Origin of the sequence: Aquimarina sediminis (genome assembly GCF_002895435.1) — a bacterium.
Taxonomy (GTDB): Bacteria; Bacteroidota; Bacteroidia; order Flavobacteriales; family Flavobacteriaceae; genus Aquimarina; species Aquimarina sediminis.
In genome coordinates, this window is the sequence record NZ_POYJ01000009.1 from 219,238 (window position 1) to 240,075 (window position 20,838).

The window sequence follows — 20,838 nt, forward strand, 5'->3', positions numbered from 1 at the left end:
TTGTCAATGAAAACAACAAATAAAGTATAATGAAACACGTAAAAACTATAATACTTATTACCCTAGTAAGCTGTGTTAATCTGGGAATAGCACAGGATTCTAAAGATTATATAGAATTTAATGACCGCAAAAACATCGTACATGGTGTTTATGTAGGACTACATACCGGATATGGAGAAATCCAAGATGAAGACGCTCTTATCATAGGACTCAAAGTCGCTTATGTAGCCAATCAACAATTTGAAATCGGACTTGTAACAAAAGGATTGTATTCTGATCAAAATACACCTGGAGTTTTTTCTTCAAATACTGCAGATCTAGCAGCTGTTTATTCAGGTTTTCATTTAGAGCCAATATTCTTTAGTAAAGCAAAAGTCAACCTTTCATTTCCCGTATTAATAGGTGGTGGTGCAACAGGATATATTAATACCGAGTGGGAAGATGAAGAATACGAAAGCTACCAGGATGAACACTGGGACGCCATATTTGTCTTAGAACCTGGTATAAATGCACTATATAATATCTCTAGATATGTTCAAATAGAAGCCGGAATAAAATATAGATTTTCGAGCAAAGTAAATTTCCCATTTGCTAATACCATTACAAATATTAATGGTTTTTCTGCCGGTTTTGGTCTAAAATTAGGAGTATTTAACCTGGGAAGAAATCGCTATAAAAAAAAGTTACCAAATCATGAATAAGCCAAAACATAACTTTAAGAAAAAATTGAACGCTATATATGTGTTTTCTGAAGACAATCAGGTATACCTCAAGAAAAACACGCTAACAAAAAATGATACGATATCCAATGAAGAATGGCTTCCTGTTAATTTTCAGTGGGGATCCCCTATAGGATAAACTAATGATCTAAAAACAAAGCTAATATCAACCACTAAGTAAAGACTACTTCTTTACATTTTTTAAATAAACCACATTTTACAACAATACACAAGAAACTAATAATCAGGTATTTAAAATACTTTGATAGGACTCTTATTGCTTAATTTTTATTTTTTTTAATCAATTAGATCAAACCTTTTACATCACTAAATCAAAAAACCTTTAACTAATAATCAAAATGAAAAAAGCATTTTTTGCACTTATTTTTTTTACATCACTCTTATCCGCTCAGGAAAAGCATACCATTAGCGGAACCATAAATGATGTACGTAATGGAGAAACATTATTTGGAGCCTCTGTCTTTCTTAAAGACACCTCAATAGGAGTAGTAACCAATGAATATGGTTTTTACTCTATCACCGCTCCAGATGGAGTATATACACTTATTATCTCTTATATGGGGTATATTGATATTGCCAAAGAAATAACTTTGAACAGCGATAAAAAATTAAATTTTGAACTATCCGAATCATCAGAACAACTAGATGAAATAATAATTACCTCAGAAGAAACCGGGCGAATCAATATCAAAAAGCCCGAAATGAGTGTTGCCAAACTAAAATCAGAAACCATAAAAAAAATTCCTGTTGTACTCGGTGAAGTAGATATTGTAAAATCTATACAAACATTACCTGGAGTAACCAATACTGGAGAAGGCTCCAGTGGATTTAATGTTAGAGGAGGCGCTGTAGATCAAAATCTTGTTTTATTAGATGAAGCCATAATCTACAATACCTCTCACTTATTAGGATTCTTTTCTGTTTTTAATGCAGATGCCATAAAAGATGTCAAATTATATAAAGGAGGAATCCCTGCAAAATTTGGAGGTAGAGTATCATCTGTCCTAGACGTTCGCCAAAAAGATGGAAACAGTAAGCAAATAGGACTCACAGGAGGTATTGGTTTAATATCCAGTAGATTAGCTATAGAAGGACCAATGTTTAACAAAAAAGGATCTTTCTTAGTGGCAGGTAGAGGATCTTATGCACATCTCTTCATGGGGTTATCAGAAGACACCAAAGACAGTAAAGTTAATTTTTATGACCTCAACCTAAAAACAAACTATAAACTAAGTGAAAAAAACAAACTATATCTCTCAGGGTATTTTGGAAGAGACCTTTTTAACTTCTCAAAAAACTTCAAAAGTAGTTATGGTAACTTATCTGGTAACCTAAGGTGGAATCACATTTTTAATGATAAACTCTTTTCTAATTTATCACTTATATACAGCAAATATGATTATGATTTAACTATAGAATCTGCCGAGTTTGATTGGGTATCTTCTATTAATAATTATAACCTTAAGTATGATCTTAAATACTATGTAAGCAATAATTTCAAATTAGATTTTGGAGTTAGTGGTGTATACTACAATTTTGATCCAGGACAAGTAGAACCTACCAGCCCAACCTCGCCAATTAATCCTCTAAAATTAGATGAAAAAAGAGCTTTTGAAACAGGGTCATATGTAAACGCTGAGCACAAAATAACAGAAAAACTTACTGCCCAATACGGTTTGCGTTATAGTACTTTTTCTAGATTAGGAGGACAAGCAATGTCTAATTATCAAAATGGTCAACCTGTAGTGTATAACAGTGCTTTGGGGATTTATGAAGAAGGAACAGAAATAGGAACTACATCTTACAAAAAAAGTGAGACTATAAAAAGTTTTGGAAATTTCGAGCCACGTTTAGGATTATCATATCAATTAACGCAAAACTCATCCTTAAAAGCTGGATACTCCAGAACAGCTCAATATATACACCTTTTATCAAATACAATATCGGTAACTCCACTAGATGTTTGGACACCCAGTGGAAAATTCATAAAACCTCAATTATCCAATCAATACGCACTAGGGTATTTTAAAAATTTTACCGACGATGTCTATTCATTAGAAGTAGAAGCGTACTATAAAGATATCGAGAATAGAATAGACTACATAGACGGATCAGATCTAATAGGGCAAAATAACATAGAAACCGAAATACTTAATGGTGAGTCTCGAGCCTACGGCGTAGAATTATTACTACGTAAAAACAAAGGAGATTTTACCGGTTGGCTAGCGTATACAATATCTAAATCAGAACAACGAACTCTGGGAGATAATGTCGAAGGACCAGGGATCAATGATGGTGATTGGTACAATACCCCACACGATAGAACACATGATGTTTCACTTACAGGTATATATAAACTAAATGACAAATGGACATTTAGCTCTAATCTAGTGTTCCAGACAGGTAGACCTGTTACCTACCCTAATGGACAGTATGAATATGAAGGATTATCAATAGCCAGTTATTCTCAAAGAAATTCTGATAGATTGCCAGCGTATCACAGGTTAGATATCTCAGCAACCTATAGACCTAATAATAAACCAAACAGAAGATGGAAAGGCGAATGGGTGTTTGGTATATACAACTTATACAATCAAAAAAATGCTGCATCTATCTCATTTGGACAAAATGCAGAAACAGGAGCTAATGAAGCTACAAGAACAGCTATTTTCGGAATCGTACCATCAATAACCTACAACTTTAAATTCTAAAAAAATGAAAACATATATAAAAATCATATTAACAATAATAGGCATATCCTTTACATCCTGCACAGATGTTATTGATGTAGATGTTCCAGATGCACCACCTAGATTAGTTATAGAGGCCTCATTAGATTGGGAAAAAGGAACAATTGGAAATAATCAAACCATAAAACTAACCACATCAACCAAGTACTTTGATAAAGTAATCAATAATGATGTAACAGGAGCTTCAGTAAAAGTGACCAATGACAATAATGGTACAGAATTTATATTTATAGATCAAAATAATGGAGAATATACCACTACTAATTTTGTTCCAGTATTAAACCAATCGTATACACTAGAAGTAATCTATAATAACGAAGTCTACATTGCCAAAGAAACAATGATGCCCGTTACCGATATTGCAGAAGTATTTCAATCTATAGAAGAGTTTGATGGAGACGAAATATTAGAAGTTAATTTAAAATATGATGACCCCGAAGACGAAGAGAATTATTACTTCGCCAAGTTTAGAGAACGTGGAGATCTTTTACCAGAATTGTATTATGATTCTGATGAATTTACAAACGGAAACCGAATGAGTCTTGAATATTCAAAATATGAAGATGAAGATATAAATCAAGATGAGTTTAAGCCAGGGGATATTGTAGATATTAAGTTGTTCGGAATATCAAAAGGATACTACAACTACATCAGCTTGTTAATTGATCAGGCAGAAAGTGATGGTGGTCCCTTTAGTACTATCCCAGCCCCACTAAAAGGTAACTGTACCAATACCACAAAACCAAGTAACTATGCCTTTGGATATTTTAGATTAACCCAGGTAAATACTACCAGTTATACGTTTCAATAACAAAGCAATGTTTTTTTAGGAGAGTACGTGTTTCTTCTATACTTCTGAAGCCATGCCTTTTATATAAAAGGTGTGGCTTCTTTTTTTATCCAAATTATGCATTAGAACCTCCTGTGGTGCATTTAGAACTTACTGTAAAACACTCGAAGTTACTGTGAAACATCCATAGCAGCTGTTGCCCATTTATAAGTTACTGTAGCTAGTCCGAAATTATTGTCGCATGTACGAAGTTATTGTCATCGATCTGAAGTTTCTGTGAAACATTTGAAGTTACTGCAGTTAATTTATAGTTACTGCGAAGAGTTCAAAATCTGCTGTAGAGTATCCGAGGTTACTGTAGTAGATCTGAATGTATTGCTAGACGTTAAGCTCATATCAAATCACTTCTTCTCTTAAATTATATAATATTCATACCAATTTTCTATTTGCAAAAAAAATCATAAAAAATTATGCCATAAGCAACCCTTATTAATTTTTATTGTCTTTGACTATGAGACGTTTATAAAAAATACATTCTTAAAACCTTTAAACCATAAACAAATGAAAAAAGTAAGTTCTTTACTGATTCTTATACTATTATTTTCGTGCCAAATAGATGATGATATACTAACTACTCATATCGAATTAAAAGAATTATATGAAAAATCAGAATTAGCTGGATTTTCTGTAGCAATAGTAGACAATAATAAAATTCGTTATCAAAATTCTTTTGGATATGCAGATATCGAAAAAAACAAAAAATTCTCAAAACATACAATCCAAAACATTGGATCAATATCCAAAACATTCATCGCCTTGGCCGTAATGAAAGCTGTCGAACAAGACAAACTCGATTTGGATACAAATATCAATACCTATTTACCTTTTGACATCATACATCCTTATCATCCTCAAAAACCTATTACAGTACGCCATCTGGCAACTCATACCTCTGGGATTACAGACGGAGAAGTCTATTATAAAAGTTATGTTTTTGAAAACCCTACCGGAGTAGATCCTACTATTTATCCAGAAGATTACCAGCCTATTATAGAGTTAATTAAAACTAATATAAAATTAGATGAATCCATTTTTTTTGAAAATGTACTATCTTCATCGGGCAAATGGTATTCTGAAGGAAATTTCTTAGAAAATCCTCCAGGAGAAAAATATAACTATAGTAATATCGGAGCGGCACTTGCAGCTTTTGTAGTAGAAAGTGCAACTGGTATATCTTATGAAGAATATACTAAAAAATACATCTTTGACCCCCTAAGAATGGATGCAACAGGATGGAGATTTAACGAAGTAAATATGCAAAATCACGCTACCTTATATTACGCTAAAGATTTTGAAGTTCCTCAATATTCTTTGATCACAAAAGCAGATGGCGGGTTAATAACCAATACTTCTGATTTTAGCAAGTACCTAATAGAAATGCTAAAGGGATATCATGGTAATGGCAAATTATTATCTAAAGCATCCTACAAAGAGATGTTTAGCTTTCAAACAAAACACAATGAAATTAAGGAAGCCGAAGGCGGTATTTTTTGGGATATTTATGATAATAGAACAATTGGTCATGATGGCGGAGATCCAGGAATAAGAACTATCTCTCTTTTTGATCCCATAAAAAACAGAGGATACTATTTTATGACCAATACTAGTGGTGATTTTGATAATAAAATCAATCACTCAATAGAAGAGATATGGGACACGTTAATTAATCAAAATCCTAATTAAAAATATGATTTTTAGTAAAACCAACAATTAAATATCTCTGTATGAAACCAATACTCAAAAAAAACTATTTCTTTCTAATACTACTATCATTAACAATTTCTACAACCGCACAAACACTCACTCAGACTGTAAAAGGAAAAGTTCTTGATGCAACTACAGGCAGACCATTATTAGGCGCAACCATTACATTACTAAATATTGATCCTGTGCAAGGCACTATTACAGACGAAGGAGGCTTCTTTACCTTAGAGAAAGTGCCTGTAGGGCGTCAATCCTTTATTTGTAGCTTTTTGGGCTATGAAGACTCTTTTATTTCAGAAGTACTAGTCGGATCAGCAAAAGAAATTGACCTAACCATTCGTCTGGTAGAATCATTAGAGCAACTTAATGAGGTTCTGTTGATTGCTCCAAAGGATAATATAAAACCCAATAATAGATTAGCTACAGTGAGTGCACGCTCCTTTAGCGTCGAAGAAACAAAGCGTTTTCCTGCCAGTATTAGTGACCCCGGTCGTATGGCGCTATCATTTGCAGGAGTTACAAATTCTGATGATGCTACAAATGAAATTATAATTAGAGGAAACGCTCCTAATCAATTACTCTGGAAAATTGAAGGAGTAGAAATCCCGGAGCCAAACCATTTCTCTGAAGAAGGCTATTCCCCTGGAGCAGTGAGCTTGCTTAGTACTAATATGCTAGGGAAATCAGATTTTTTTACTGGAGCCTTCCCCGCAGAATATGGTAATGCTTTATCTGGTGTTTTTGATATAAACTTACGTAGTGGTAATACCAACAAAGGAGAATATGCATTCCAATTAGGTGTTTTGGGCGCTGATCTTTCTCTGGAAGGTCCTTTCAGTAAAAATTACAAAGGATCCTATCTTGTAAATTATAGATATTCTACACTTACACTTCTTAATGAAGTTATAGAAGTATCAGATAACAGTGTTCCCGAATTTCAGGATTTATCCTTTAAAATAAATCTGCCAATAAGCAGTAAAACAAATGTATCTATCTGGGGTATAGGAGGGATTAGCAATGATGACCAGGATAACAAAGAACAAGTTTCTTTTACCTTAACAGAAAATGAACAATTCAATTCCAAAACCTATATGGGAGGAATAAACCTAAAACACTTCTTAAGCAACAAAAGTACTCTTGATGCCGCATTATCCTACTCCGGTAATGAAAGTGATTATGAATTTACCAGAACAAATACAGATACTAACATCTCATCAATTGACAGAGATTTATTAAAAAACAACGCTTTGCGTTTCAACCTTAACCTTACCAATAAGTTTAATCCAAAAGCAACACTCAAAACAGGAGCTATTCTAAGTTACCTGAATTATGATGTATTTGGAGACAATGTCAGAAATAACATACAGGATATTATGGTAAATGAAGAAGGCAATGGTACTATGATCCAAGCTTTTGCACAAGCTAAATACAGATTTAATAAAAAACTATCTTCGACCTTTGGGTTTCATAGTACATATTTCTCCATCAACGAAGATTTTACAATCGAACCAAGAGCAGGAATAGAGTATAAAATAACCCCAAAGCATACACTAAGCGCAGGAGTAGGTATCCACTCTAGACGAATGCCACTAAACCAGTATTTTGTAAAAACAGAAGATAACCAAGGGAATATAATAACCCCCAATGAAGAACTCGATTTGATGAGAGCTACTCATTACATCTTTGGATATGACTGGCGTATCATTAAAAATGGACATATCAAAATTGAAGCGTATTACCAAGATCTTAATAAAGTAGCTATCGTAGCCGACCCAAATAGTACAGATTCCTTTATTAATGGAGAATTCATTGATCGGGCTTTGACTGATACTGGTAAAGGAAGAAATTATGGACTAGAACTAACTTTTGAAAAGTTTTTCTCCAAACAATATTATTTTTTAACAACAGCTTCATTCTTTAATTCCAAATATAAAGCTGCAAACGGCAATTGGTACAATAGTAGATATAACTATAATTATACATTTAATGTGGTTGGAGGTAAAGAATTTTCTGTAGGAAATACAGGCAATAATATCATTGGAGCTAATGCCAAAGTACTTCTAAACGGAGGAAAGCGAGGAACACCTGTGGATCTAGAAGTTTTTGATCAATCAGGATCCATTAGATTGCTGGAAACTCAAAGAAATACAATTCAGTTTAAAGACTACCTGCGTCTAGATACCAGTGTCTACTATCGAATTAATAGACCCAAAGTTGCACATATTATCTCATTAGATGTACAAAACCTAACGAACAGAAATAATGTAGACAGGCAGGTATTTGATCCCTATACAAGAACATATCGTCTAGAGTATCAATTAAATTTAATACCTCTTCTAAATTACAGAATAGAGTTTTGATCAGTACAAAAATTAAAGCCAAAAAAGATATTAGAAATATAAACTTTCTTAATGCAATTAATATAGTAGCTGAGAATTAACAATAAATTAATTGTAGAACTCATAACATATTTCTTCCTTTACAGTCTACATTATTGGTGCTAATTATTAAAAAGCTCGCTTTTGAAAAAATATATTTCTCGAAGTACTGTACTTGTATGTACTCTATTTTTAGGGTACTCTTCCCTTCTATCTGGTCAGGAAAAATTTACTCTAAGTGGTGTCATCTCTGAAAAATCCAGTAACGAAACACTGATTGGAGTAACAGTATTATTTCCAGAAATAGGAAAAGGTGTCGTCTCTAATGAATATGGTTTTTACTCGATAACTTTACCTAAGGGAACATACAAATTGCAAGCTAGTTATCTAGGTTTCAAAGACAATATACAAGAGATCGATCTACAAGAAGACAAAAAGCTAAATATTCAACTTATTGAATCCTCAGAAACCCTTGATGAAGTAGTTATTACAAAAAAACCGGAAAAGCTAAATATCAATACCCCACAAATGAGTATTAATAAGCTTACTGCAGGAACCATTAAACAAATTCCAGTTGTTTTGGGAGAAGCGGATGTTATTAAATCAATTATTCTATTACCCGGAGTTACTAGTGGTGGTGAAGGAGCTTCTGGTTTTAATGTAAGAGGAGGGTCGGCTGACCAAAATCTTATTTTACTTGATGAAGCAACTATTTTTAACTCTTCTCACCTTTTTGGTTTCTTTTCGGTTTTCAATCCAGATGCAATCAAGGATATTAAACTATACAAAGGAGGAATCCCTGCAAAATATGGAGGCAGGGTATCCTCTGTATTAGATATTTATCAAAAAGAAGGGAATAGCAAAAACTTTAGAATGAATGGAGGATTAGGAGCTGTGTCCAGTAGATTATTGGCAGAAGGACCTATTGTAAAAAATCGGGGTGCATTCCTAATAGGTGGAAGAGCCTCTTATGCACATCTATTTTTACCGCTATTTGATAATAATAACATCGCTTTTTTTTATGATCTGAACACAAAATTAAATTATAAAATCAATAAAAACAACAACCTTTATCTATCAGGATATTTTGGACGAGATGTATTTGGCATAAATGAAAGTTTTGAAAACATCTACGGAAATACAGTGTTAAATCTAAGATGGAATCATCTTTTTTCAGACAAACTATTCTCTAATCTCTCAATGATATACTCTGATTACTTTTATGGCTTAGAACTCGATTTTGTAGGCTTCGAATGGGATTCTGGCATCAGAAATTTTAATCTAAAATATGACCTGAAACACTATCTAAGCGATAATTTTCAGCTTAATTATGGGGTGAATAACATTTATCTTAGATTTAATCCCGGAGAAATAAAACCCAATAGAGAAGATTCTGGAATCAATAGAGAAAAACTTATTGATAAATACGCTAATGAATTTGGAGCGTATATCGATGCAGAGCATGGTATCTTAGACAATCTAACACTTCGATATGGTTTAAGGCTTAGTAATTTTATCAGGCTTGGGCAAAATGAACTCAATAGCTACCAGAATGATACTCCACTTCTGTTTAATGAAGAGCTTCAAATCTATGAAGCTGCAGAACCTATAGGCACAGAAAGTTTTAGTAGAAGTGATAAAATTAAGACTTTTACGAATCTAGAACCTAGAATAGCTCTCGCATATGTGCTTAATGATAACACCTCTATAAAAGCCAGTTATAATCGAATGGCGCAGTACCTACATTTACTATCGAATACCAGTTCCCCTACTCCTTTAGATGTTTGGACTCCTAGTGGAAAATATATCAAACCCCAATTACTCAATCAATATGCATTAGGGTATTTCAAAAGTATTAACAATGATGAATATACATTAGAGACCGAAGTTTTTTATAAGGATATTAAAAACCGTATCGATTATATAGACGGTGCTAATCTAATTGCTAATAATGCTATCGAACAAGATATTTTAAGCGGAAAAGCTCGTGCCTATGGTTTAGAACTTCTATTACGAAAAAATGAAGGAAAGTTTAAAGGCTGGTTAGCCTATACATTATCCAAATCAGAACAAAAAACCCCAGGAAGAACCCCACAGGAACCTGGGATTAATAATAACCAATGGTATAGTACTCCATACGATAAAACTCACGACATATCTTTTAACGGAAGTTATGAACTCAACAAGAAATGGAAATTTGTTACAAATTTTCTATTTCAGACTGGGCAACCTACCAATTATCCTACCGGGCAATTTGAATACAGAGGACTCACTGTTCCTATATTTGATGGACCAAGAAATAGTGAGCGCTTGCCATCATATCACAGAATAGATATTTCAGCTACATTAACACCCAGAAAAAATAAAAACAGAAAATGGCAGGGAGAATGGGTCTTTAGCATTTATAATCTATACAATCGTAAAAACGCTGCATCAATTAACTTTACCAGAAATAAAGACACCTATGTAAATGAAGCTGTAAGAACTTCAATATTTGGGATCATACCTGCAGTAACTTACAATTTTAAATTCTAAAAAATGAAGAAGCTAATTTATATACTACTAGCATTTATCACATTAACAAGTTGTGAAGATACAGTTGATGTAGACGTCCCTAATGGAAAACCCAAATTAGTAATTGATGCTTCTTTCGAGTTGTATCTAAATGAAAATCCAGCCACTATAGAAGGCGGTGTAAAACTCACATTATCAGCTCCTTTTTTTGATACAGATATTCCTACTGTAAGTAATGCCACTGTTTTTATCACTAATCTTACGACCAATGCGGTGATTAATTTTGTCGAATCGGGGGAGTCAGGATTTTATGTTCCTGATGCTACAGGTTTTATTCCAGAATTTGATACCTCATATCAACTTACGGTGATCTATAATAACGAAACTTATATTGCCGATAGTCAACTTATGCCAAGTGTTCCTATTGATAAAGTTATACAAGGAGATGGTACTCTGTTTGAAGGAGATGAAACAGAAATTATTATTTTCTTTACAGATGATGGAAATCGTAATGATTTTTATCTTTTTGATTTTGACTTCAGCTTATTCCTTGCCAGTGAGGATCGTTTTTACCAAGGTGAAGCCTTTAATTTCTCCTATTTTTATGAAAACATGGTTAAAGGACAAGAAGTGACTATTAAAATACTAGGGATTGATGAGCGCTATTTTAACTATGCCACATTACTGATTGGGCAAAGTGAGCAAGATGGTGGTAACCCTTTTCAGACACCGCCTACTCTATTAAGAGGTAATATCATTAACACAACCAATACAGATAACTATGCGCTAGGGTATTTCAGTCTTTCTGAAGGTAATAGAGTTGATTTTTCTATAAAAGAATGATTTTTTATCTATAAAAAGAAATCATCTGTTCATCTTAAACCCAAATATATTTATGAGAAGTTCGAAAATTCGCTAAAAATATACTGTTTCATCAAATACAGCTTAGCGCGACTACGGTTAATTTGGAAAACATAACAAAGTGCTATATTTTGAAGTAGTTTCAGACTGTAATAGATTTTCTAATGTATAATCCGAGTTAAAATCAAAAAATGAGTATTTTTGAAGCATGTCATTTATAAAAACTACAGAGCAATCTTCAAAATATGATCATTTAGAAAAAATGACCATTGTAGAATTGCTTACCAACATTAATAAAGAAGATAAAACAGTTCCTAATGCTGTAGAACAATCTATCCCACAAATTGAAGCTTTAATCGCTCAAACTGTACAAAAACTTAAAGATGGAGGTCGAATCTTCTACCTCGGTGCAGGTACAAGTGGTCGGCTAGGTGTTGTAGATGCTAGTGAATGCCCCCCTACTTTTGGGGTTTCTCCTGATCTGGTAGTTGGATTAATCGCTGGTGGTGATCCCGCAATTAGAAATAGCGTAGAACATGCAGAAGATAGTATAGATCAAGGATGGAAAGATCTAAATCAGTATAATATCTCTGAAAAAGATGTCGTTATCGGTATTGCTGCTTCAGGAACTACGCCATATGTTATAAACGCGCTGCAAAGCTGTAATAAAAATAATATTATAACTGGTTGCATTACTTGTAATGAAGGAAGTCCCTTGGCAATTACTGCACAGTTTCCTATCGTAGTCACAGTAGGTCCCGAATTCGTAACAGGAAGCTCTCGTATGAAAGCAGGAACGGCTCAAAAACTGGTATTAAACATGATTTCTACTGCTACAATGATCCAATTAGGGCGAGTAAAAGGTAATAAAATGGTAGACATGCAACTCAGCAATAATAAGCTAGTAGATCGAGGGATTCGAATGATTATGGGAGAATTAAATATCCAACGTGAAGAAGCCACAAAACTATTAGACCAGTATGGAAGTGTACGTAATGCAATAAATAACTATGGAGCCTAAAAGGACAGACAAAGAATTATTAGGCAAAGGTGTACAACGCATGGCTATAGCCATTATTTTTATGTTTATTAGCCCTGTCATTATCCACTCTGCTTTTAAGAATCAAGATCATCCTCTATATATTCCAATTCTTCTTTTAGGTCTAGCAGGTGCGCTATTTGCAATTATTATGGCTTTTAAAGGAATAAAGACCATAATGGATTCTTTTTTTGGAAAAAAATAAGGAAAGCTTTACTCTGGTTTTCACCTAAATCCCCTCTCGCTTATTTATTGGGGTTGTTGGATTGTAACCAAATTCTGGAATCTTTATTTCTATTCCCAAATGGTCAAGGATATATCCGATAATAGCATAATGGTGTATTGCATGACTATTGGCATGTGAAAGAATACTTTCTAAGGTATAATTAACTGTTACCTTACCCTGCCCCATATTATCAGTAACATGAATCAAATAATCTGTATTTGCCCCAGTATAAGACAGTAATGTTTTTTGAAGCTCGTATATATAATTTATCGCAGATTCCTTATTCGTAGACAATGTCTCATCTCGCTTGCGAGCGGTTAAATCAATATTATTAGAATCCAATCCGCTAATAATACAATCAAAAAAATCTAGCGCATGACGTATATGAGATCCAATACTAGAATAGTATGGTCCTACTGAAGTATTTTGATATGTATGAACATCTATAGTTCTAAGTAAAACTATAGCATTATTAAGATTATGATTTATCGAAGATATGACTAATTCTTTCATAGGCCGTTTAGACGAAAGATACATAATTAACTTACAAAAATCTTGCTCAGGGCATAAATTATTTTTTAGGACACATTACAATATCATATATATATTGTCGTTAATCAATAAATACTTTCATAATAATTATACTACGACAATACTAACAGTAGGATATTTATCACTAAAAATAAGGTTTACCCGTAAAAATTAAGATAAAAAGCGCATTTTATCGATTAATGACTGTTTTTTTTGGATGTTATAAATAAAATATTGTATTATTGTTATGTGATTTAAAAGCCCCAAAGAATGAAAAAAATTGCACTTATCTCGTTTTTATTGTGTTTAATCCCCAAAACCAATGCCCAAAATATATACGACGATGCCTTAACTGCTGCCAGTTATGCATACTCTCATAGTAAGAAAGCACATGGGGCAAATAATGTTTTTCATACCCAAGAATATGCTGATAAAGCTGTAGAAGCTTTTCTTAAAGTAGAAGAGTTAGCTGATCAATGTAACTGCACGCAAGCTAATGAAACAGCTTATCAAGCAAGAGTTGATATGGAAAGTTCCTTAGAGCAAGATACTTATGAGCGTAGTAGATTCTTTGCTAAACGCGCTAAAGAACTCGGATCTAAACTTTTAGAAGAACTAACCTTTTGTCAAGCTAACGCAGACAGCTATTCTGAAGCAGAAGAAGCTTCTATCGAGCAAGAAAATGAACTTGCTGAAGCTACTTTAGAGGTAACCAACAAGCAAAAAGAATTAGAAGAAAAACGTCGTCAATTAGAAATCGAACAGCAAAAACTAGAGCAACAAATTGCAGAACAGAGTAGAAAAAAAGCTGAATTTGAAGCAAAACGTGCTGCCGAACTAAAAGAGCAATCCCTAATAAAATCAAAAGCAGAGCAAGCTTTACAAAAACTAGAAAATGCCCTACAAGAACTAAGCGTAGTATTAAACGATGAGTCAAAATTTGAATCACAAGCTGATTACGTAAGAAGCGAAAACGAATTAAAAAATGAATCTCTAGACGATACTAAAACCTTTTATGTAAACAGAGCAAAAGAACTTACCCAAACAGCTATGTTGCAATTTGCCAGCTTTAATATGGTAGAAAACTAATTAAAGTACTGAATTTTATTTTGTAGCCCCAAAATAAAATTTTTAGACGACATCTTTCTTCTGAGAGGTGTCGTTTTGTCGTTATTAATGCTACATAGAAATATTCTGACTTACATTTATATCAGTTATACTTTGAATTTACCGTAAAAGAAAATCAGCTATTCTTTGCATAGGTGAAAAAGAGAATTTTATTGGGTTAAATTCAAAGTGTAAATGGTATTAGTATCTCTTTAATTTATGAAATAGACACAATGCTCTTATCCTAAACTCTATCACTTTAGCAGCCTATAAGATTCTTTTTCTTTCTGTATTGCTCCTTTTCGATCATATGTCATATCAAATCTGGGGTCTGATCTATATGACATACGCTCTTGTCTAATTACTTCAATACTCAAAAAGTCAAACTCAGAAACTACTTTTCCCGTAATTCGATAGATTCCTTTCCCTCTAAACGGGTATTTCTTTGCTACAGGCGGAAAATGTACTGTATCAATCCATTCTCCTTTCTGATCCAAAAATGTACCAAAAAACATACGATCTCCCTTAGAAGTTTTTGTACTTTTAACCGTAACCAAATACCCATATATTATAATTATCTTATTCAAGTAAATCGCCAAATTTGTACTTAACAAAGAGTTCGTTGGTGGTACTTTCAGTAAAATAAAAGAATTATAAAGTGTAAAATTTAATAATTCTAATTGATCAAAAGCATTTTCTAAATCTGTAACCGTAAATTCAGGTAGCACAAAATCTTTTATCTCCACTTTAAAAAGCTTCTGCTGAAACTCGATCATAGTGCTATGATTACATGCATAATGAGCCTTCCATAACAAGCTTCGCTTATCTATGCCTAAACCCCTAAAAACATCTGCACGAATAAGAATATCTAATTGTTCTATAGAAAGAGGTATACGCTCCATAAAACTATCAAGAGAATCAAATATTCCCTCTCCTCTTATATTTACTATCTTCAACATTGTACGTTTTTCTAACCCTTGTAAATGTTGAAAACCTAAATAAATTTCTTTTCCTTTAATTATCGTTTCTATCAAGCTGGTATTGATACAGGGAGGATGTATAATCCCTCCATTCATCCTTGCTTCATGCAAATATGTTTCAACTCCATAAAATCCTCCTCCATTATTTATGGTAGCTACCATATATTCTAAAGGATAATAGCATTTCAAAAATAAACTTTGATAGGATTCTACAGCATAAGATGCAGAGTGCCCTTTGGCAAAGGCATATCCAGCAAAGCTCTCTATCTGCCGCCATACTTCAAAAATCACATCATCTACCTCTCCTCTATCTCTACAATTGGATATAAACTTGTCACGTACTGCCTGAAACTCTTCACGCGATCGATATTTACCACTCATTCCTCTACGCAATACATCAGCTTCTCCCAAATCTAATCCTGCGTAATGATGAGCAACTTTAATTACATCTTCCTGATACACCATAACCCCATACGTCTCTGGCATAATATCCCATAGCACGGGGTGTGCTTGTTTTCTCCTTTCCGGGTTTTTGTGTCGTAAAATATACTCCCGCATCATTCCACTTTTAGCAACTCCAGGGCGTATGATAGAACTAGCTGCTACCAGCGTTAAATAATCCCGTACTCCTAATTTTTTTAACAGCATTCTCATTGCAGGAGATTCAACATAAAAACAACCTATACATTCTGCTCTTTCAATCATTGCATTAATATTTGGATCTGTAAAAAATGGAGTTGCATTATGAATATTAGGTAATATTGTATCTGGATAATTTTCTTTAATAATTGCAATAGCATCTTTTATTTTACCTAATCCTCTTTGCCCTAAAATGTCAAATTTATACAACCCTACATCTTCAGCAATATGCATATCAAACTGAACTGTAGGAAACCCTTTAGGGGGCAAATTAGTTGCAGAAAAATAATGAATAGGTTTTTCAGAAATAAGAATACCTGCCGCATGAATACTTATATAATTTGGTCGCCCATGAAGGTATTTTGAATATCGAAGTACTAGTTTAGAGATCTCATCTAATTTTCTATACTCATATTTCCCATCACTCAATCTATCGATTTCGTGTTTAGGAAGCCCAAAAACTTTACCTAATTCTCTTACAGCACCACTATGCTTAAAAGTTACGTATGCTCCTAATAATGCTACCTGACCATTGTCTCCAAAAGCTTCAAAAATAAAACGTGTAACATCTTCACGATCCCAACTAGAAAAATCAATATCAAAATCCGGAGGGCTTGCTCGATAAAGGTTCATAAAGCGTTCAAAATATAAATCTAACTCTATCGGATCCACATCAGTTATTTCTAACAGATAGGCAACAATACTATTGGCTCCACTCCCTCGACCTACATGGTAGTAATCTTTGGATTTTGCATATTGGATGATCTTCCAATTAATTAAAAAGAAACTGACAAAGTCTTGTTGTTTGATTAAAGACAACTCTTTATCCAAACGATCTCGTATAGCTTCAGTTATTACATCATACCGGTTAGGAAGTCCTAATTCACAGAGGCTAACAAGTTTTTGATAATCTTCTTCTATGCTACCAAAAACAGTTTTTAAATTTTGATTTTCTCTACCCTTCGAAAAATTAAATTTGATACTGCATCGAGGGAGTAACCTCTTTGTATTCTCAAGAATATGGGGATAATTTTCAAAAACTTTTTCGATAGTTTCTATAGGGTACATTTTTTCATCTGATCTACCTTGTTGTGATTCTGGCAGTTTACTTAGCAACACATTAGTATCAATTGCACGTAATAATCGGTGTGTATTAAAATCCCGTTTATCCCGAAAAGTAACCGAATGTAACACAACTAATTTATCCTTATATTCACTCAGCTTTGAAAAGCCTAATTTATTAACATCTGCAAGGGTTATACCGATAAACTCATTAGCTAAAAAAGTTGTTTTTTCTAAAGCTAATAATTTATCAAAAGGATAGATTACAAAACAATGATCAAAAGATGGTGCTTCATCTGGAAATTCTTTTTCTTGATGTATGTGCTCAGACAAAAACTGATTTAATTCTAAAAAACCTTCATTATTTTGTGCGAGACAAACATAACACTGCTGAGTATCATTTCTAAAATCAATTCCAACAACAGGCTTAATACCATACGAAGGTGCTTTTCTTATAAAATTTAGGCAAGCTGAAGTATTATTAATATCAGTAAGAGCAAAGTAATCACACCCATTTTTCTGAGCCATCTCCAATAACTCTATTTCAGATATTGTACCATACCTTAAACTATAATATGAATGATTATTCAAATACATTTCTACTCTTACTTTTATATTCACTTATTGAGTTCTATGTGCCAAAACAATAGGAGGTTCCCCATTAAAAGGGTTTATAAACTTACCTACAGTTCGTGCTCCTTCTCCCATAGTAGCCGCACGTATCACACTCCTATCTCCATATCGAGAGCGTATTGCATCCATTGCCTTATACAGATTCACAGTTTTCTTTTCGTCATCAAATAAATTAATTTGATAAGTTCCTGCAGTTAATCCACTATATCGAACACCTACAAGGCGCACTAATAGCCTTCTACTAAACAAGTTTTCAAAAAGCTCAAGCACCACAGGTATCAAATGGTGATCTGCAGATGTATAAGGTATTTTAAGTTGTTTAGAATATGTTTGAAAATCAGAGTAGCGAATCTTTACTGTTACACATGAGGCAAGTTTTCCTCCTCTTCGTAACTGAAAAGCTAAGTTTTCTGCCATTGCCATGATAGTAGTCTTTAGGGTAGTGATATTGATAGTATCCTGACCATATGTCCGTTCGCTAGAAATAGATTTACGTTCATGATATGCTATTATAGGTGTTTTATCAATACCATTAGCACGTTGCCATATGACCCTACCATTTTTCCCAAAAACAGAAGTCATCATCTCTACAGGCATTTGTTGCACTGTCTGTACATTTTTAATTCCCATATTACAAAAGGTTCGATACGTCTTTTCGCCTACCATTGGTATTTTCTTTATAGACAATGGAGCCAAAAATGTTTTTTCGTAACCAGTATCAATCTTTAGCTGATTATTTGGTTTTGCTTCATTAGTAGCAACTTTAGAAACCATTTTATTAATCGAAAGTCCAAATGAAATAGGCAACCCTGATTCTTTAATAATTGTATTACGCAACTCTGATGCAAATTTATAACAGCCAAAAAAACGATCCATCCCACTAAGATCAGCATAAAACTCATCTACACTAGCTTTTTCTAAGACTGGCACTTTACTTTGTAAGATTTCGGTCACTTGTTTTGAAAATTTAGTGTATGTCCCTGCATTCCCTCGTATATAAATGGCATGTGGACAAAGCTGTCTAGCCAATTTCATGGGCATTCCTGAATGTACACCATACTCTCTAGTTTCATAACTTGCTGCACTAACAACTCCACGATCTCCCGTTCCTCCAACAATTACAGGTTTATTATTCAATTTACTATCTAAAAGTCGTTCACAGGAAACAAAAAAAGTATCCAAATCAAAGTGTAAAATTGTAGTATTCATAAGTATTCCTTTTACATATACACAACATTTCTTTCCCCATGTTTGCATAAATAATTTTTAATGATTTTTGTGGTATGATATGTATGTGCCTGTACCGTTAGAAAAGTTTCAAAGCCATCGAGATTCGATACTTGCTCAGATTCATGAATATACCCAAACCCTTTATAAACACCATTTTGTATCATAACAAAACTATGCTCATCTATAGTTCTCCCCTTTTCTTTTATAAAATAAGTTTGTTTTTGCTTTTTTAAAGATGTGAGTGCTTTCTGTACCCGCATATTATACAATGCAACAGATTCTTTACCATAGCATATACCTTTACAGTTCTTAATGCGGTAATGAGAGCATCGTTCTGTTGTACTTTGCAAATTACAGTAACGAGGACATAATTGATAATCAAAACATAATTTTTCCAATTGCTCTATAGCATCAGACCTTCTATAAAACACTTCTAACGAATGATCTGTTTTAGTTGACCTATCTATTGCAAGTTGTATTATTCCTCTTCTATTGATATACTGTATAATTCTATATGGGGCAACAGGTCTTTTTTGTGCACTATTAAATTCTGGATAATGTCTTTTAATTTTATCTGCTTCCAATAATAGGGCTATTAATTCGTTACCTGTAATTTCATAATCTATAGTATATGTATTCTGACCAAGAGCATATTCTTTGTTTTTTTTATCATAGAAATGACTAACCACCCTCTTCTTTATATTCTTTGCTTTACCAGCATAAATAACTTTTCCTTTTTTATCTTTAAATAAGTATATCCCTGTTTGCTCAGGTAAGTGATTTATAATACTTGCATCTAAATGAGGAGGAAGTGTTGCTTCTTTAGAATAAGCATGTAAAAAAGAGTTTATTACTGAAAATTCCGAGTCAAGTTCTAAAATACGTTGAAATAATATAACTGTAGCATCAGTATCTCCTTCTGCACGATGCCGATCAACTAACGGAATATTCAGTGATGAACAAAGCCTTCCTAAGCTATAAGAAAATAATCCTGGCATTAATTTTCTCGAAAGACGAACAGTACATAATTTTTTCCTAGTAAATGTATACCCTATTCTCTTAAACTCATCTCTTATAACATTGTAATCAAAATTCACATTATGAGCTACAAAAACAGCTTCTGTTGTTATTTCGATTATATGTTTTGCTATTTCATGAAATTTTGGAGCCTTTCTAACCATATTATCATCTATCCCAGTAAGTCCTGTAATAAATGCTGGGATATTTTGTTCAGGGTTAACTAAGGAAGTAAATTTATCCTGAATCTTATTGCCTCGTAATAGCACAATACAAATTTCGGTAATACGATTACCTTTAATACCTTTTCCTGTAGTTTCTACATCAATAACAGTGTATAATTGGTCTTGCATCATTCTTTAGTTAAGAAACACAAAACTACTACAAAAAAATGAATTATAGGAATATTTCCTAATATTAGGAAATATTCCTATAATTCATTTTTATAACATTCACATCTAATCCGTTTGACCTTAAATTTATGGTATAAAAAAACCCCTCATATTGCTATGAAGGGTTTCAAGGAAGGCGGCGACCTACTCTCCCACGATTGTAGTACCATTGGCGCTATCAGGCT

15 protein-coding genes are annotated in these 20,838 nt (G+C 33.3%); 11 read left to right on the top strand and 4 right to left on the bottom strand.

Going from position 1 to position 20,838, the window contains the following annotated elements; genetic code table 11:
• The first annotated feature begins 29 nt into the window (after positions 1-29).
• The 10 genes from C1X07_RS18360 to C1X07_RS18400 all read left to right on the top strand — a co-directional run bounded on the left by C1X07_RS18360 (position 30) and on the right by C1X07_RS18400 (position 13,041).
• Positions 30-701 carry a hypothetical protein gene (locus tag C1X07_RS18360; RefSeq protein ID WP_103071498.1) on the top strand — a complete coding sequence of 224 codons (672 nt, stop codon included), beginning with the start codon at positions 30-32 and terminating at the stop codon, positions 699-701.
• Complete coding sequence (locus C1X07_RS25080) at positions 694-858, top strand: hypothetical protein (RefSeq protein ID WP_164914195.1); 165 nt, start codon at positions 694-696, stop codon at positions 856-858. Before C1X07_RS18360 ends, C1X07_RS25080 begins: the two co-directional genes overlap by 8 nt.
• Before the next feature lie 220 nt (positions 859-1,078).
• Positions 1,079-3,451, top strand: coding sequence for a TonB-dependent receptor (locus tag C1X07_RS18365; protein ID WP_103071499.1), 2,373 nt, complete (start codon positions 1,079-1,081; stop codon positions 3,449-3,451).
• Positions 3,452-3,455: 4 nt separating this feature from the next.
• Positions 3,456-4,301 carry a DUF4249 domain-containing protein gene (locus C1X07_RS18370; RefSeq protein ID WP_103071500.1) on the top strand — a complete coding sequence of 282 codons (846 nt, stop codon included), beginning with the start codon at positions 3,456-3,458 and terminating at the stop codon, positions 4,299-4,301.
• Between the two features lie 540 nt (positions 4,302-4,841).
• Positions 4,842-6,023: a serine hydrolase domain-containing protein gene (locus tag C1X07_RS18375; RefSeq protein WP_103071501.1), complete on the top strand. Its 1,182-nt coding sequence runs from the start codon at positions 4,842-4,844 to the stop codon at positions 6,021-6,023.
• Between the two features lie 41 nt (positions 6,024-6,064).
• On the top strand, positions 6,065-8,404 hold the full coding sequence (locus C1X07_RS18380) for a TonB-dependent receptor (RefSeq protein ID WP_103071502.1): 2,340 nt from the start codon (positions 6,065-6,067) through the stop codon (positions 8,402-8,404).
• A 162-nt stretch (positions 8,405-8,566) separates the two neighbouring features.
• The gene (locus C1X07_RS18385) at positions 8,567-10,957 is read left to right on the top strand and encodes a TonB-dependent receptor (RefSeq protein ID WP_262494921.1); all 2,391 of its coding nucleotides are present in this window, start codon (positions 8,567-8,569) and stop codon (positions 10,955-10,957) included.
• A gap of 3 nt (positions 10,958-10,960) precedes the next feature.
• Positions 10,961-11,779 carry a DUF4249 domain-containing protein gene (locus tag C1X07_RS18390; RefSeq protein ID WP_103071503.1) on the top strand — a complete coding sequence of 273 codons (819 nt, stop codon included), beginning with the start codon at positions 10,961-10,963 and terminating at the stop codon, positions 11,777-11,779.
• Between the two features lie 226 nt (positions 11,780-12,005).
• Positions 12,006-12,818 (top strand): N-acetylmuramic acid 6-phosphate etherase, encoded by an 813-nt coding sequence (gene murQ / locus C1X07_RS18395; protein WP_103071504.1) that lies wholly within the window; start codon positions 12,006-12,008, stop codon positions 12,816-12,818.
• Positions 12,808-13,041 carry a DUF6095 family protein gene (locus C1X07_RS18400; RefSeq protein ID WP_103071505.1) on the top strand — a complete coding sequence of 78 codons (234 nt, stop codon included), beginning with the start codon at positions 12,808-12,810 and terminating at the stop codon, positions 13,039-13,041. The genes murQ and C1X07_RS18400 overlap by 11 nt, the downstream gene beginning before the upstream one ends.
• A gap of 24 nt (positions 13,042-13,065) precedes the next feature.
• On the opposite strand, the gene C1X07_RS18405 is transcribed toward C1X07_RS18400, so the two are convergent.
• Positions 13,066-13,575, bottom strand: a complete 510-nt coding sequence (locus C1X07_RS18405; protein WP_103071506.1) for a DinB family protein — start codon at positions 13,573-13,575, stop codon at positions 13,066-13,068.
• Between the two features lie 288 nt (positions 13,576-13,863).
• On the opposite strand from C1X07_RS18405, the gene C1X07_RS18410 reads away from it, so the two are divergent.
• Positions 13,864-14,682, top strand: a complete 819-nt coding sequence (locus C1X07_RS18410) for a hypothetical protein (RefSeq protein ID WP_103071507.1) — start codon at positions 13,864-13,866, stop codon at positions 14,680-14,682.
• A gap of 272 nt (positions 14,683-14,954) precedes the next feature.
• Here the strand turns inward: C1X07_RS18410 and C1X07_RS18415 are convergent, their stop codons facing one another.
• From C1X07_RS18415 to C1X07_RS18425, 3 genes are read right to left on the bottom strand one after another with little or no spacing between them, the layout of a single operon-like run.
• Complete coding sequence (locus C1X07_RS18415) at positions 14,955-17,978, bottom strand: helix-hairpin-helix domain-containing protein (RefSeq protein ID WP_103071512.1); 3,024 nt, start codon at positions 17,976-17,978, stop codon at positions 14,955-14,957.
• A gap of 24 nt (positions 17,979-18,002) precedes the next feature.
• Positions 18,003-19,223 carry a DNA polymerase IV gene (dinB, locus tag C1X07_RS18420; RefSeq protein ID WP_103071513.1) on the bottom strand — a complete coding sequence of 407 codons (1,221 nt, stop codon included), beginning with the start codon at positions 19,221-19,223 and terminating at the stop codon, positions 18,003-18,005.
• 11 nt (positions 19,224-19,234) lie between these two features.
• The gene (locus tag C1X07_RS18425; protein WP_317046119.1) at positions 19,235-20,617 is read right to left on the bottom strand and encodes an exonuclease domain-containing protein; all 1,383 of its coding nucleotides are present in this window, start codon (positions 20,615-20,617) and stop codon (positions 19,235-19,237) included.
• Between the last annotated feature and the right edge of the window lie 221 nt (positions 20,618-20,838).

Coding starts and splice junctions, on each gene's coding strand:
- C1X07_RS18360 (WP_103071498.1), top strand. CDS start 30: ATGAAACACGTAAAAACTATAATACTTATTACCCTAGTAAGCTGTGTT.
- C1X07_RS25080 (WP_164914195.1), top strand. CDS start 694: ATGAATAAGCCAAAACATAACTTTAAGAAAAAATTGAACGCTATATAT.
- C1X07_RS18365 (WP_103071499.1), top strand. CDS start 1,079: ATGAAAAAAGCATTTTTTGCACTTATTTTTTTTACATCACTCTTATCC.
- C1X07_RS18370 (WP_103071500.1), top strand. CDS start 3,456: ATGAAAACATATATAAAAATCATATTAACAATAATAGGCATATCCTTT.
- C1X07_RS18375 (WP_103071501.1), top strand. CDS start 4,842: ATGAAAAAAGTAAGTTCTTTACTGATTCTTATACTATTATTTTCGTGC.
- C1X07_RS18380 (WP_103071502.1), top strand. CDS start 6,065: ATGAAACCAATACTCAAAAAAAACTATTTCTTTCTAATACTACTATCA.
- C1X07_RS18390 (WP_103071503.1), top strand. CDS start 10,961: ATGAAGAAGCTAATTTATATACTACTAGCATTTATCACATTAACAAGT.
- murQ (WP_103071504.1), top strand. CDS start 12,006: ATGTCATTTATAAAAACTACAGAGCAATCTTCAAAATATGATCATTTA.
- C1X07_RS18400 (WP_103071505.1), top strand. CDS start 12,808: ATGGAGCCTAAAAGGACAGACAAAGAATTATTAGGCAAAGGTGTACAA.
- C1X07_RS18405 (WP_103071506.1), bottom strand. CDS start 13,575: ATGAAAGAATTAGTCATATCTTCGATAAATCATAATCTTAATAATGCT.
- C1X07_RS18410 (WP_103071507.1), top strand. CDS start 13,864: ATGAAAAAAATTGCACTTATCTCGTTTTTATTGTGTTTAATCCCCAAA.
- C1X07_RS18415 (WP_103071512.1), bottom strand. CDS start 17,978: ATGTATTTGAATAATCATTCATATTATAGTTTAAGGTATGGTACAATA.
- dinB (WP_103071513.1), bottom strand. CDS start 19,223: ATGAATACTACAATTTTACACTTTGATTTGGATACTTTTTTTGTTTCC.
- C1X07_RS18425 (WP_317046119.1), bottom strand. CDS start 20,617: ATGATGCAAGACCAATTATACACTGTTATTGATGTAGAAACTACAGGA.